This window comes from Jatrophihabitans telluris, assembly GCF_023516435.1.
GTDB lineage: Bacteria > Actinomycetota > Actinomycetes > Mycobacteriales > Jatrophihabitantaceae > Jatrophihabitans_A > Jatrophihabitans_A telluris.
This window is the reverse complement of record NZ_CP097332.1, coordinates 3,230,918-3,244,898: the sequence shown is the minus strand read 5'-3', so window position 1 is coordinate 3,244,898 and position 13,981 is coordinate 3,230,918. Positions and strand designations below refer to the sequence as shown.

11 protein-coding genes are annotated in these 13,981 nt (G+C 69.2%); 7 read left to right on the top strand and 4 right to left on the bottom strand.

Features of this window, described 5'->3' with window-relative positions; genetic code table 11:
• The first annotated feature begins 176 nt into the window (after window positions 1-176).
• The 4 genes from M6D93_RS14985 (at window position 177) to M6D93_RS14965 (ending at window position 5,852) form a co-directional block, all read left to right on the top strand.
• On the top strand, window positions 177-2,393 hold the full coding sequence (locus tag M6D93_RS14985) for a putative bifunctional diguanylate cyclase/phosphodiesterase (RefSeq protein WP_249770271.1): 2,217 nt from the start codon (window positions 177-179) through the stop codon (window positions 2,391-2,393).
• Window positions 2,394-2,498: 105 nt separating this feature from the next.
• Window positions 2,499-4,058, top strand: a complete 1,560-nt coding sequence (locus M6D93_RS19415) for a GAF domain-containing protein (protein WP_283818588.1) — start codon at window positions 2,499-2,501, stop codon at window positions 4,056-4,058.
• 98 nt (window positions 4,059-4,156) lie between these two features.
• Window positions 4,157-4,573 (top strand): helix-turn-helix transcriptional regulator, encoded by a 417-nt coding sequence (locus tag M6D93_RS14970; protein WP_249770269.1) that lies wholly within the window; start codon window positions 4,157-4,159, stop codon window positions 4,571-4,573.
• A gap of 235 nt (window positions 4,574-4,808) precedes the next feature.
• Window positions 4,809-5,852, top strand: a complete 1,044-nt coding sequence (locus tag M6D93_RS14965; RefSeq protein ID WP_249770267.1) for a hypothetical protein — start codon at window positions 4,809-4,811, stop codon at window positions 5,850-5,852.
• On the opposite strand, the gene M6D93_RS14960 is transcribed toward M6D93_RS14965, so the two are convergent.
• A complete protein-coding gene (locus M6D93_RS14960; protein WP_249770265.1) occupies window positions 5,833-6,366 on the bottom strand; it encodes an AMIN-like domain-containing (lipo)protein in 534 nt (177 codons plus the stop codon). The two genes, M6D93_RS14965 and M6D93_RS14960, sit on opposite strands and share 20 nt — an antisense overlap.
• Window positions 6,367-6,502: 136 nt before the next feature.
• On the opposite strand from M6D93_RS14960, the gene M6D93_RS14955 reads away from it, so the two are divergent.
• Together M6D93_RS14955 and M6D93_RS14950 are read left to right on the top strand one after the other, a co-directional pair.
• Entirely contained in the window at window positions 6,503-7,012 is a 510-nt protein-coding gene (locus M6D93_RS14955; RefSeq protein WP_249770263.1) for a MarR family winged helix-turn-helix transcriptional regulator, read from the top strand.
• On the top strand, window positions 7,009-8,298 hold the full coding sequence (locus M6D93_RS14950) for an MFS transporter (RefSeq protein ID WP_249770261.1): 1,290 nt from the start codon (window positions 7,009-7,011) through the stop codon (window positions 8,296-8,298). Before M6D93_RS14955 ends, M6D93_RS14950 begins: the two co-directional genes overlap by 4 nt.
• Here the strand turns inward: M6D93_RS14950 and M6D93_RS14945 are convergent.
• Window positions 8,245-9,717 carry a M1 family metallopeptidase gene (locus M6D93_RS14945; RefSeq protein WP_249770259.1) on the bottom strand — a complete coding sequence of 491 codons (1,473 nt, stop codon included), beginning with the start codon at window positions 9,715-9,717 and terminating at the stop codon, window positions 8,245-8,247. The two genes, M6D93_RS14950 and M6D93_RS14945, sit on opposite strands and share 54 nt — an antisense overlap.
• Before the next feature lie 162 nt (window positions 9,718-9,879).
• Entirely contained in the window at window positions 9,880-10,971 is a 1,092-nt protein-coding gene (locus tag M6D93_RS14940; RefSeq protein ID WP_249770257.1) for a GGDEF domain-containing protein, read from the bottom strand.
• A 107-nt stretch (window positions 10,972-11,078) separates the two neighbouring features.
• Between M6D93_RS14940 and M6D93_RS14935 the strand changes: the two genes are divergently transcribed.
• Window positions 11,079-12,383: a Dyp-type peroxidase gene (locus M6D93_RS14935; RefSeq protein WP_249770255.1), complete on the top strand. Its 1,305-nt coding sequence runs from the start codon at window positions 11,079-11,081 to the stop codon at window positions 12,381-12,383.
• Between the two features lie 19 nt (window positions 12,384-12,402).
• Here M6D93_RS14935 and M6D93_RS14930 read toward each other — a convergent pair whose 3' ends face one another.
• Entirely contained in the window at window positions 12,403-13,767 is a 1,365-nt protein-coding gene (locus M6D93_RS14930) for a hypothetical protein (RefSeq protein WP_249770253.1), read from the bottom strand.
• Window positions 13,768-13,981: the final 214 nt, after the last annotated feature.

Genomic DNA, 13,981 nt, shown 5'->3' with positions numbered 1-13,981 from the left:
ACGACGATATGCGCTCGTGGCGGGCCGGGCGGAAATACAATTCGTTGACTGCGGACTAATTCGAGTGTTCGAAATTGTGCGGCGTGGAATGCGCCATGACCGCCGGGCGGCCGCGTCTAGTGGTCGTGGACCAGCGACTTTCGCCGGAGCGAGAACGGCTCGTGCGGCAGCGGCAGATGGATACGGTCGCGTACCTGTTCCCGCGCGGAGCGCTGATGCTGGTCGCGGGAACGACCGTTCTCGTCCACGCCTATCTCAGTCCCGAGGCCGGCTTCGCCCGCTGGGCGTGGCTGTTGTCGGTCAGCGCCGTCGTCCTGACCTCCAGTGCGTTCTGGCTGCTGCGTGCCCGCTTCGGTCCGGTCCATAGTTTCGACCAGTGGCAGGCGATCGTGACGATGGTCAGCACGGCGAGCCTCTACTGGGGTTTTTACACGGGTCTCAAGGGCTATCTCACGCCGACCGGAAAAATTGCGATGCCGTTCGCGATGATGGCCTTCACCGCCGCGGGTGCGCATCTGGTGGCCGTCTACTTCCCGGCGGCGCTGGCCTTCATCCTGACCAGCGGGGTCGGACTGTCCTCGACCGTCGATGTGCGGGATCCGTTCCTCGCGACCGGTCAGATCGTGATGATCGGGATCTGGCTCGCTGCCATGCTGATGGCCTCCCATCATGTGTCGGCCACGTTCGATGCCCGCTACGTCGCCGAACTGCGTGCGGCCTCCGAGCGGGAGAAGGTGGCCCTGCTGCTGGACGACTTCGAGAACGGCAGCCCCGATTGGCTCTGGGAGACCGGACCGGACGGTCGGCTCACCCACGTGTCCTCGCGGATGGCCGAGGTGACCGGGCGGTCCAAGAACGAGTTGGGCGCGCTGACCCTGGTCCAACTGCTCGACGACCTGACCGTCCCGTGCGCGATCCAGGGCGGCAACGTCGTCGCGGCCCACCTGGATCGGGGTGAGGCGTTTCGCGATGTGGTCCAACCGGTCTGGGTCGGCGGGGAACAACGCTGGTGGAACCTGTCCGGTAAACCGCGAGCCGATTCCGAAGGCTGGCGCGGAGTCGGATCGGACGTCACCGAATCCACCCGCCAGCTCGATCGCATCCGGTCCCTGGCGACGGTCGATCAGCTCACCGGCCTGCCCAATCGGTACGCGCTGACCGAACGAGTCGCCGATGCCGTCCGCGCCCGGGAGCGGTTCTGGCTGGCCATCCTCGACCTGGACGACTTCAAGACCGTCAACGACACCCTGGGACATCCCACCGGCGACGCGCTGCTGGCTGCGGTCGGCCGGCGAATCCGGGCCTGGGCGGCGGACCAGACGGCTGACGGTCAGATCTTCTGCGGCCGGCTGGGTGGCGACGAGTTCGGCCTGATCCTGTCCGAACGCGGCGACGCCCTCGTGGCCGCTCAGTGCGAAGACCTGCTCGCCGACCTGCAGGCACCGTTCCTGGTCGCCGGTGCTCGGCTGGAGATCAACGGAAGCGTGGGGGCCGCTCACCACCCGGATGCCGGGGGATCGGCCGCTGACCTGATGCGCGCCGCGGATCTCGCCCTCTTCGCGGCCAAGGCGTCCGGTCGTGGCCAGCTGCAGCTGTACGCGCCACCGTTGAGCGCCGCCGCGCAGCAACGCTCGATGGCCGTACAGCAGCTGGGTCTGGCCCTGCGGCGTGGCGAACTGGAGCTGTACTACCAGCCACAGGTCCGGGCCACCGACACGCAGCTGCTGGGTTTCGAGGCCTTGCTCCGCTGGCGCCACCCGGACCAGGGCATCATCGCGCCCGCCACCTTCATCACCGTCGCCGAGGAGACCGGACTCATCGTCCCGATCGGTGAGTGGGTATTGCGCGCGGCCTGCGAACAGGCCGCGCAGTGGCCCGGAGACCTGCGCATCGCCGTGAACCTCTCCGCCGCGCAACTGAGGTCCGGGCGCATCGTGGAGGCCGTGGCGGACGCCCTCGTCCGGTCGGGCCTGCCGCCGCACCGTCTGGAACTGGAAGTCACCGAATCGGTCGTGGTGGACGAACGGTCGGTGGAGGTGCTGCTGCAGCTCAAGGCGCTCGGAGCCGAGCTGTCGCTGGACGACTTCGGCACCGGCTACTCGTCGCTGGCCAGTCTCAGCCGGCTGCCGGTGAGTCGCCTCAAGATCGATCGCAGCTTCATCACCGCGTTGGACACCGGCGAGGAGCAGGCGAGGGCGTTGGTCGCCGCCATCGTGCAACTGGCGAAGTCGCTCCGGCTCATCACGGTTGCCGAGGGAGTGGAGACGGCGAGGCAACAGGCCGCGGTCCAGGAGCTGGAGTGCGAGGTGATCCAGGGCTACCTGCACGGAAGGCCCGAGCCGGCCGAGGCCTGGACACCATGGCTGGACGAGTTGCGCGCGTCCGCCCGTTGAGCCGGTCAATCCGTGCCGTTGTGGGACAGATCCTCAGCATTGTCTAGATGGCGTCGATCCATGTTCTAGAAATCGGCAGCCCACGTCCCCGGGGGAATGAACCATATGCGACTGACCAACCGCCAGCACCCGCGCACGGTCGACCCGGCGGCGTCCGGCCTGCCGCAAGACGTCGAGGCTCTGGAGGTCCTGCTCAGCGAACTCGGTGAGGGAGTCCCCAGCCTCGCCGATGCCGACCGGGTGACCGTCGAGTCCTTGGTGAAGTCGCTCGGTCTGGCCTACGGCGCGGTCTGGTGCGTCACAACTGACGGCCGTCTGCGCCGCAACGCCGAGACCGGCGCACTGTCGAAAGCGCTGGCCGACGCGATCCACGGCGAGACCACGGTGTCCCAGCGCGACGGCCTGCTCGGCCGCGCGATAACGACTCGCGAGCCGGTGCTGATCGACGACATCGACGACACCGCGACCTGCCTGCGCTGGAGTGCGGCCGCACGGGCCGGGATGCGCAGCGGATGCGCCCTGCCGGTCTTCGAGGACGGCCGACTCACGGCGGTCATGGAGTACTACGGAACGGGCCCGCTTCCGTTCTTCGGTGCCCGCGGAGAGAAGTGGAAGACGATCGGGCGGATCGCGAGCATGGCTCGCAGCCGGGCGGTGTCGCTGGCCGAGCTCAAGCAGGCCATCGACGATCGCAGGGCGGTGACCGATGTCGTCGAGCGGATCGGCGCAGCGACCGACGTGCCCACTGCGCTGCGGGCGGCCCTGGAGGCGGTTCGCAGTTCCTTCGGCTGGGCCTACGGTTCCTACTGGAAGCTGGATGAGTCCGGCAAGCTGCTGCGCTTCGACCAGGAGTCGGGCTCGGCCGGCCAGGAGTTTCGAGAGATCACGCTCAAGGCCTCCTTCGCCCGCGGCGTCGGTCTTTCGGGCCGGGCCTGGGACCGCAACGACCTGGTCTTCGTCGCCGACCTGGCCGAGATGACCGACTGTGTTCGGGCCCCGGCGGCTCAGCGGGCCGGAGTGCGGTCCGGGGTGTGCTTCCCGATCTCGATCGGCGGACACATCGTCGGCACGATGGACTTCTTCACGACCGAGACCGTCGAGTTGTCCGACTCGCGGATGTCGGCCCTGCGCAACGTCCAGCAGCTCGTGTCCCAGCGGTTGGCGATCCTGGACCGGGCCGACGTCGACAGCCGCAGTGCCCAGGACCTGTTGCAGACCATCAACGATTTGCGCCAGGCCGCGGACAGTGCCCAGCGCGTGGCAGCCGACGCCAACGACCGCGCTCGTCAGATGATCGGCGAGGTCGACGGACTGCGGCAGGCGTCGGCCTCGATCAACGAGGTCATCCGGATAATCTCCAACATCGCCGACCAGACCAACCTGCTTGCCCTCAACGCCACCATCGAGGCCGCGCGAGCCGGTGAGGCGGGGAAGGGTTTTGCCGTCGTCGCCAGTGAGGTCAAGGACCTGGCGCGCGCCACAGCGGCTGCGACCACCAACGTCGCCGAGCAGGTCGCGGGCATCCAGCTCAGCAGCGAATCCGTCTCGCGGGGGATCGAAGCGACCAGCGAGATCGTCGGTCGGCTGGACAGCGTCCAGGTGCAAATGATGGACATTCTCCAGGTTCAGGCGGGTATGGCGGCTGCCTTCGAGAGCCGTTACTGAGCCAATTGACTCCAGTTCAGGCCATGGTCGATTACGCAACGTCATAGGTCAGACTGACGAAGGGCGCAACCCGCCTGCCCTTCGACCAAGGAGCCCGTTTGCCCAGGCAGAAGCGCGCCGATCTCATGTCGACCGGTCCGGACGCCTCGATGGGCCGGGATTGGATCGGCGGGGACTGGGCGAACATCGTCGAGCTCATCGCCGACGGGACGATGACGGCGACCTTGCGGGTTCCGTCGGGACGCGACGTGGTCCTGCTCGCAGGCGAGGAGTACCGCCGGCTCACCGAGGACCGGCGCGAGTCGCTCGACGTCCGCACGCCGCATCTGAGCGCGCGGGAGAAGTCCGTCCTGGCGATGATCGGCGTGGGGCACTCGGGTAGCTCGATCGCTGAAGAGCTCGGACTGGCCGTCAACACCGTCGCCCAGCACCTGGCCTCGGCTCGCCGCAAGCTCGGCGTCCGGAGCAGCAATGACGCGGTCGTGGTCGCTCGCCGGCACGGCCTGCTCGACTGACCTCGGCCGGACGGCGCGCAACGAGGGCAACCTCAACGTCGGACGGCGCGCAACAAGGGCAACCTCAACGTCGGACGGCGCGCAACAAGGGCAACCTCAACCTCGGACGGCGCGCAACAAGGGCAACCTCAACGTCAGGGACGTATCACGGGGATTGCCCGGTCGCTCTGCCCCATCGCGGTCCCGTCGGAGGACGATGTCGGGAGAGCTCCGGACGCAGCGTGGGGGAGTGGCGATGGCCGAGGTCAGTGGGTTCCTGCCCAGCACCAGTGCGGCGTTGTTCAGCAACGGGCCGTGGGCGGCGTCAACCCGACTGCGCATTCCGATTCCCGGCTTGCCGGACATCGGCATCGACACCTCCCGGATGGGCTTCTGTGGCGGCATGTCCTTCATCGCGCGCGACATCTTCGAGGCCGGCCGGCCGCAGCTTCGAGGCACGGATTCCACCGCTGTTCCCGGTCCGGTCGTCGATGTCATCCAGCGCCGGCTTCGGGACAGTTTCGGCGGTCCGGCCACGGTGGCCCGCTGGCTGCGGGCGACCGCGGAACCGGACGGGCAGTCTGGTTTCGGGGCCGGCTTGTTCGCCGACACCGTGGCCGAATGTGCCGTGATCACCAGCATGATCGACGCCGGTAAGCTGTGTCCGATCGGCCTGGTGCTCACCCGCTCACCGGCTCCCTGGGCGGTGTTCGACAACCATGTCGAGCTGGTCTACGGCTACCAGCGGTCGGGCTCGCTGCTCCGCCTTCAGGTCTATGACTCGAACCATCCCGGCGACGACTCGATCGAGATCTCCCTGGACACCGGGCCCGATTCCCCCGGCACGATCGACACGAACGGCACCTCGGGCACGCTCGGGGTTCGCGGTCTACTCGCATTGGGCAGCTACCGGTGGGCCGATCCCGCCCCGCTCTATCTCGACGATGCGCGGGTGCAGGTCACGGTTCCCGCCGCGGCCGAAAGCTACATCCCCGGCCTGACGCTGCGAGCCGAAGTCTCGGTCACCAACACCGGATCCACGACCTGGTCGGCCGCTGAGGGCTACCGGCTGGGCAGCGCGGGACCGCGGGACAACCGCGCATGGGGCCTCCAGCGCGTCGAACTCGACCGTTCGGTCGATCCCGGTGAGCAGTACACCTTCAGCTTCGACGCGACTGTTCCCGATCCCCTGAGCGAGGAACAGGCCGGCTTTTGCTGGCAGATGGTGCGAGAGCACGTGCAGTGGTTCGGCGCCGTGTCCGCCCCATTGGGCCTGGCGCTCAGTGGGGCAGGTCAATGACCAGCCGGGTCGGCCCGGTCAGCGTGAAGACCCGCTTGCAGGACTGGTGGGCCAGCCCGAGTCCCCAACTCGTCACTCCTTCGAAATCACCGATCTGGCGAGCCTCGCGCAGCTGAACGAAGGCGGGTCTGATGTCGGTCGGCCCGGAGAAGGTGCCGATCCCGGTGGTCGAACGCATGACCACCTTCAACCCGGCCGTGCCCCGCAGGGTGACGGGCTTGCCGCTGCCGTCGAGGTAGAACACCGCGCTGGACTTCGGGGTCAGCGTGAAGCTCGGGATCTTCGAGCCCGCGAACTGAACGACGAAGCGGTCGAAGCCGACGTGCTGGCCGACCCGGACGTCGACGACGTGGGCGGAGACGCTGCTCGATCCGCCCGACACCGTTCCGCACACGTAGGCGGGAAGGGCGGCGGCCGGCTGGGGTAGGACCGCCACCCAGATCGCGGCTGCCAGGGCGATGAGGGCGGCGCTGCCGGCGCCGATGCGGCGGGGGACGGTGGAGTTGCTGGTCATGGCCTGCTCCTCGTGGTGGTGTTTGACCACGCGGTCTGAAGGGACCGTGCCGCAAGGATGCGCTGACGGACCGCTCGGGACAATGTATGCTTGCCGATAGGCAAGTAAATTCGGATGGGGACGAGAAGGGGCGGACATGTCGCAGTTCTCCGACGACGAGATCACTCGATTGCGCATAGCCCTGCGCCGCATCGTGAAACTGGTCGACCGGCACGTCTCCGTCGACGGGATGACCCACACCCAGCTGTCGGTCCTGGGCACCGTGGTGCGGCGGGGTCCGCTGAGCGCCAGCGAACTGGCCGAGCTCGAAGGGATCAATCCGACCATGTTGTCCCGCGTCATCGGCAAGCTCGAACAAGCCGGCCTGCTGACCCGGACGCCGGACCCGGACGATCGCCGCGCATTGCAGATACAGGCCACCGCGGCCGGCCAACGACTGCAGCACCGGCTCCGCCGCCAACGCGGTCAACTGTTCACCGAACGGGTGCAGCTGATGGCCCCCGAGCATTCCGCGCTGTTGCTCGACGCGCTGCCGGCGTTGGAATCACTGGCGATCGTCATGGACGACTCGGCACCGACACCGACACCGACACCGGCACCGACACCGACATCGACACCGACACCGACACCGAGCCCGTCCCGATGACCGGTGCCGTGCTCGCTCGTCGCGTCAACGGTCTCGGACGTCAGACCTTCTCCTCGCTGTCCAACCGCAACTACCGCCGCTACTACTCCGGCCAGGCGGTCTCGCTCATCGGCACCTGGATGCAGACCGTCGCCCAGAGCTGGCTGGTACTACAGCTGACCGGTTCCGGAACGGCCCTCGGGGTGTCCGTCGCGTTGCAGACGCTGCCGGTGCTGGTCCTCGGACCGTACGGGGGCGTCGTGGCCGACCGCGTCGACAAGCGCCGCCTGATGGTCGTGCTGCAGTCTCTGATGGGTCTTTTGGCGCTCGTGCTCGGCCTGCTCACGGTGACCCACGCGGTTCGGTTGTGGGAGGTGTACCTGCTCGCCTTCCTACTCGGCCTCAACAACTGTTTCGAGAACCCGGCGCGGCAGGCGTTCGTGCTGGAGATGGTCGGCCCGGCGGAGCTGCGTAACGCGGTGAGCCTCAACTCCGTGCTGGTCAATGCCGCGCGCGCCGTGGGGCCCGCCGTGGCCGGGGTGATCATCGCCCTGGGCGGTATCGGGATCTGTTTCCTGCTCAACGCGCTCAGCTTCGTCGCGGTCGTGGTCTCGCTGCTCAGACTGGACACCTCGGCCCTGCAGCCCTCGACGCCGGCCGTCCGCGCCCGCGGCCAGCTTCGTGAAGGGCTGCGCTACGTCCGGCGCACCCCCACGATCGCGGTACCGCTGTTGATGATGGCTCTGATCGGCTGCCTGGCCTACGAGTTCCAGGTCGTGCTGCCGGTCGTGGCGAAGCAGACCTTCGGCGGTGGAGCGCAGGCCTACGGCTTCATGACGGCGGCGATGGGTACGGGTGCGGTGGTCGGCGGTTTGTGGGTCGCCGCGCGCGGCCGGACCGGGGTCCGGGCACTGGTCAAGTCGGCGGCCCTGTTCGGGCTCGTCATCGGCGGGGCCGCCGTGGCCCCGTCGCTGTACTGGGAACTGGTCGCGCTCACACTGGTCGGCGCGGCCAGCGTCGGGGTGATGGCGAAGGGGAACAGCACCTTGCAACTGGAGGCGGCGCCCACCATGCGTGGTCGGGTGATGGCCTTGTGGGCAGTGGCCTTTCTGGGCTCCACCCCGATCGGCGGACCGATAGCCGGGGCGGTGTCCGAGCAGTACGGCGGCCGGGCCGGTCTGGCTCTGGGCGCGGTCGCCTGCCTGGTCGCGGCGGGTCTCGCGGCGGTGTTCCTGCGCAGCCAGCGGAGCGGTTCAGCGGGTGGGCTTGCCGCTGGCGTAGAGCCAGTTCTGGAAGAACGCGGTTAGGTCCTGTCCGCTGACGCTGCCGGCGAAGTGGACGAACTCGGGCACGGTGGCGTTGCCGTAGCGATGAGCACCCGCCCAGCCGCGCATGACGGCGAAGAACACCGGGTCACCCAGCTTCTCCCGCAGCGCCTGCAGGGTGGCCGCGCCGCGTTCGTAGACCGAGTCGGAGAAGATCGCGGCGGCCGAACCGGGGTTGCCTGGCGGCGGGCTCCACACCGGGTCGTCGGCGGGCACGGCCATCAGGGTGCTCAAGTGCGCGGCGGCGCTGGTGCCACCGGAGTGTTCGTCCCACAGCCAGGAGGAGAACTCGGCGAAGCCTTCGTTGAGCCAGATGTCCCGCCAGCGCGCCAGGGTCACGTCGTCGCCGTACCACTGGTGCGCCAGCTCGTGGGCCAGCGTCAACTCGTCCGGGGCCGAGTCGAAGACGGGACGGGTCGCGGTCTCCAGCGCGTAGCCGACGTTCGGAGCGTTGTCGACGATCGCGCCGGCGCTGCCGAAGGGGTAGCGGCCGTACACCGAGCTGAAGTAGTCGACCATGGCCGGCAGCTTCTTCAGCACCTTGGCCGACTGGCTGCGCTGCGTCGGATCGACCGCGATCAGGTAGGGCACGCCCTTACCCGTACGGCCCTTGGTGAGCGTGAACTTTCCGACCGTGGCGGTGACCAGGTAGCTGGAGACGGGCTGATTCAGCTGCCAGGCCCAGGTGGTTCGTCCGTGCGCGGTCCTGGCCGAGAGCAGGTTGCCGTTGGAGACCGCGGTGATCCCCTTCGGCACGGTGATCGACACCGCGTACAACGCCTTGTCCTTCGGGCTGTCGTTCACCGGGAACCAGGACGGCGATCCCTGCGGCTCGCTGGCGACGAACGCGCCGTCCGGGGTCGGAATCCACCCGTCCGGCGAACCGTCGGGATCCGTGACCGGCGTGGTCGTGCCGGCGTAGCGCACGCTGACCGTGAACGTCTGGTCCTTGCGCAGCGCCTTCGCCGGGGTGATGGCCAGTTCCTGTACAGCCCTGGCGGGTTGGCTGAACCGGGCCGCTCTGCCGTCGACGGTGACGCTGGTGACCTTCATCGTGCGTCGCAGGTCCAGGTTGAACTTCGACAGCGCCTTCGTCGCCCGGGCCCGGACGATGGCATGCCCCTTCAGGGCATGGCTGGAGGGCGTGTATTCGACGTGGATGCGGTAACCCAGCGCGTCGTAGCCACCGTTGCCCTGCCGCGGGAAGTACGGGTCGCCGCCCGAGGACGATCCGGGGGTGGGCTGGACCCTCGCCCGGGCCGCGGACAGCGCCGGTGCCGAGCCGGCCCGCGAGGCCGACCTCGAGTCTGCGACCGCCGGCGAGATGCCGGACAGCAACAGCAGGCCGGTCGCGGCGCTGGCGAGCACGGCCGGTGTGCTTAGGCGCTTGCGAGCGATCATGCTGGGTATCTTGTCAGCCCGGGGCCATCAGCGCAGCCCCGGCTGGCGTGCTGGGGCGCAGCGCCTGCCACCGAGCGTGCGCGCCCACTGCGAACGCACCGCGAACGCCGCCGCGAAGGCCGCCGCGAAGGCCGCCGTGAACGCCGCGCCGCGAAGGCGTGCTCAGCTGGCGACGGCGACCTGGTTGCGGCCGGCTGCCTTGGCGCGATACATCTGCACATCGGCCGAATCGAGCATGCTCTCCAGCTGTTTGCGCCGGTCGGTGCCCAGCTGTGGCCGGGCCACGTGAACGCCGATGCTTACCGTCACCCGAGCGGGAAAAGGCATCTCGTGCCGTTCCACGCTCGCACGCAGGCGCTCCCCGATCCGGTCCGCTTCGGCCCGGGACTCGATGACGGCAACCACCGCCAGCTCCTCGCCGCCCATCCGGACCACGAGGTCCTCGTCACGGCAGGCCCGGGCGATCGCCGCGGCCACCGAGCGAAGCACCTCGTCGCCCCGGGCGTGCCCGAGCCGGTCGTTGATCTGCTTGAAGTGGTCGATGTCGGCAAGCAGGATCGCGATCCAGCCTTCGGCGCGGACCGCCCGGGCGACGAAGGCGGGAAAGCGCCGGACCAGACCTCGGCGGTTGGTCAGGCCGGTGAGCGGATCGACCAGCGAGAGTTGTTGCGCGCGGGCCAGCGCCGCCCCGAGTTGACTCTTGAGCACCACGACGACCGCGGTGGCCAGCAGGCTCCAGCACAACACGATCGCGGTGAACGACCAGTAGAGCGAGGTGTTGGCGCCCAGGGCGAACTGGGTCGCCACCGTCATGGCGCAGGCCAGGCCGAAGAGCACCGCGGTCAGGCGAACGTTCAATACGGCGGCGGCCAGGATGACCGGCGCCGAAGTGGTGGTGGCGAGCAGATGAGCGAACTGCTCGCTCGTCGCGGTGAGCGCGATCGTGGGCGCGAGCAGGCAGCTGTAGACGACGGCCACCGCCGTCGTCGCGTCGCTGATCTGCAGCTGCCGCCGGACGTGCGCGAACGCGGCCAGCCAGCCCAGGGCGATCGCGGCGAGCAGGACGCGCCCGCCGGACGTCAGCAGGCCCGGGGTGAGCGCGCAGCCGGCGGCGAGCAGCGCGCAGACCGGCGTGATGAACAGCAGGCAGGCCGAGGACACGGTTCGCCGGGCGATCCCTCGCGTCCAGCGCCGCCACCTCAACAGCAGCCGGCTGGCGCCGGTCGGGTTGCCCACTTCGCCAGTATCGGCCACAGAGCTGTTGATATCGCAACCATCCGCTGTGCGCGAATCGAGGTCACCTCTCCCAGGCGATGATCCACTTCGTCACCGCGCACCACAGCCAGGCAGACTGGACGGCGATGTCCGAGCCGATCCCTCCCGCAAACGGCCCCGGCCGCCGCACGTTCCTGCGCACCTCCGGCCTGGTGGCCGCGGCGATGACCGGCGGCGCCGTGGCGGGGACGGCCGGTGTGTCGTTGCACCGGAACGGAAGCGGCAGCGCGCCGTCGGCGGCCGCGGCCGGATACCGCGGCTCGGTCGGTTTCTTCGGACCCCACCAGGCCGGGATCATCGACCAGGCCCCGGCGCACCTGCGCTTCATCGCCTTCGACCTCGGCGAGTCGACCCTGGCCGAAGGTCGCACGGCACTGGCCACGCTCATGCGGAGGCTCAGTCAGGCGGCCGCCCAGATGACCGCCGGCCGCTGGATACCCGAGCAGGGCTCCGTTGCCTCAGGGCTGCTGCCGGCCGGTCTGAGCGTCACCTTCGGCTTCGGACCGCGGCTGGTCCGTGCGGCAGGCGTCGCTGTTCCCCCCGCGTTGGCGCCCCTACCCAGTTTCCCCACCGACGAGCTGGTGCCGTCCCGGAGTGGGGGCGATCTTGCCGTACAGGTGTGTGCCGAGGACGAGCTGCTCGCGGTGTCCGTCGCCCGCGCCCTGGGGCGGATCGTGGGGCCGGCCGGTCGAGCGCGCTGGACGCAGAACGGTTTCCTGCCGGGCGCGGCTGCCCCGCCGGCTTCCCCGCCGGCGGCGTCACCGGCGACCGGGACGGGGACAGGGGCTGGGACGGGGACCGCGACGGCGACGCCACGCAACCTGATGGGTCAGCTGGACGGCACCGACAACCCGAACGGAGCGCGCCGCGACCTCGCGGTGTGGGTCGGTGCGGACACCGGCCCGGACTGGATGGTCGGCGGTAGCTACCTGGTATGCCGACGCATCCGGATGCTGCTGGACGTGTGGGACCGGACGAGCGTCCCGACCAAGGAGGCGGTCATCGGTCGGCGCCTTGACTCGGGCGCGCCGCTGACGGGCGGCTCCGAGCACAGCACACCGTCCTTCTCCGCCAGCGGTGCCGACGGACGCCCGGTGATCGCCGCGGATGCGCACCTGCGGCTGACGCACCCGGCCAACAACGGCGGAGCCACCATGTTGCGTCGGGGCTACAGCTACGACGACGGCCTGCGCGGCGACGGTGCCCCCGACGCGGGCCTGTTCTTCCAGGCCTTCCAGACCGATCCGCGCGAGGTATTCGTGCCGATCCAGCGCAAGCTGGCCGCCCGGGACGCCCTCGAGCGGTTCATCCGGCACGAGAGTTCGGCCCTGTTCGCCGTGCCTCCGGGGGCCGAGGAGGGCGGCTGGGTCGGCCAGCGGCTGCTGGGCTGACCGCTCCCGCCCCGGTATCTCAGCCTGCAGGGATCGCGACGGCAACGGAGAACGGTTTGGTCACCGTGGCCACCCCGCCGTCGGAGTAGTGGTACGTGCCGGAAACAGTGACCGTGCCGCTGGTGAAGTCGGCCGGTACCTCGAAGACCGAGTACACCTTGTTCGACATCGCGGGAATGCCGACGGCTAGATCCGTCGCCCGGTACACATGGCCGTCCTTCGTCGTCAGCCTCAGCAGTTCCGGCGGAAAGGCGAAAGGGGTTGTGGCCGACTGCTTCTTGTCGAGGTAGCTGATCGGCAGGTCGAGGTAGGCGTAGCCAGGGTCTGCGGGGTGCTTGGCGCCGGCGGGTCCGCCTCCCCAGTATTCGAGGTAGGCGGACCGTGCGCTCACCGGATAGGTGTCGTCCTCGGTCTGGCCGTAGCCGGAGTAGTGCACCGAGACCTGGCCCGTCTTGTGGAGGGACTCGTAGGTGTTTTGGCGGCTGAGCACCGCGATGTTGTTCGCACCAGGCTTTCCTTCGGGCAGCGACAGGGTCTGGGTCGTGCCGTGCGAGCGCAGGACCACGTCCACGGTGGCGGTCTGCGGGACGGCGACGACCAGTGTCTGGTACGACAGGGCTGGACTCGAAGACTTTCGAACGGTGCCGTCCACCCGCACGCCCCAGTCCACCGGGGTACTGCCGGCCGCGTTTACATGCAAGTCGAAGAAGATCATCCGCTCGCCCGTCGGGGCCGATCGGGTCTGCTCACCGCTGCCGTACCGACTGATCTGACCGGCGCGCATCAGCCGCACCGAGCCTTCGAGACCGCCCATGGTCTTGTCCACGAAGGGGATGCCGCTGAGCCCGACGGGGACCACGTCACCCTCACTCGCCCGGATGAAGGCGTCCTTCTTGGCGGCGGGAGCTTTCGGTGCCACCAGAGCCGCGGCCGAGGCCGGGAACGGCCTCTGGTCAGGACGGACGAGAACGGTGGCCTTGGGCAGGGCCTCGGTGGAGTCGGCGGCCTTGGCCGGCACCAGTTGCACCCGGTCTCCGGCGGGGGTCATCCGCAAGGGGACCCGGATGAGGTTGCGCCCGGCGAGGCTGTCGGTGAACAGCACCGGGCCACACAGCAACGCCATGCTGATGGGCCGCGCCCCCGACGCCGTCGCGTGGGCCTCCTCGGTCGTGAAGTAGCACCGGGGCGAGCCGTCCGTGGCGGCCGTCCGGTGCGCGATCAGCGTGGCCACCGCGGACTCGCCAGCGGCAATGACCGCCTGCGGATGGTTGACGAGCTTGCCGTTCAGGCTGAACGCGATCGGCTTGTGGGCCGAGCGCCACCACAGACCGCCGCCGACACCCGCGACCACGAGAATCACCACGATGGCCGCAGGCAGCAGCACGCGTCGCCGGCGTCGGGGCGGTGCCACCACTGGCGGCGGGGGAGGCATGAGCCCCCAATACTGTCCCTGCCACTGCAACTCACTGCCGGGCGGCGGTAACAGCAAGGGGCCGGCACCACCCGCCGGCGCATGGCCCGTTGCCGGCGGCGGAAGCCAGGTATCCGTCCCAGCCGCCGCGCCCGCAGGCTCCGTACCGCTCGCTTCCATCCCAGCT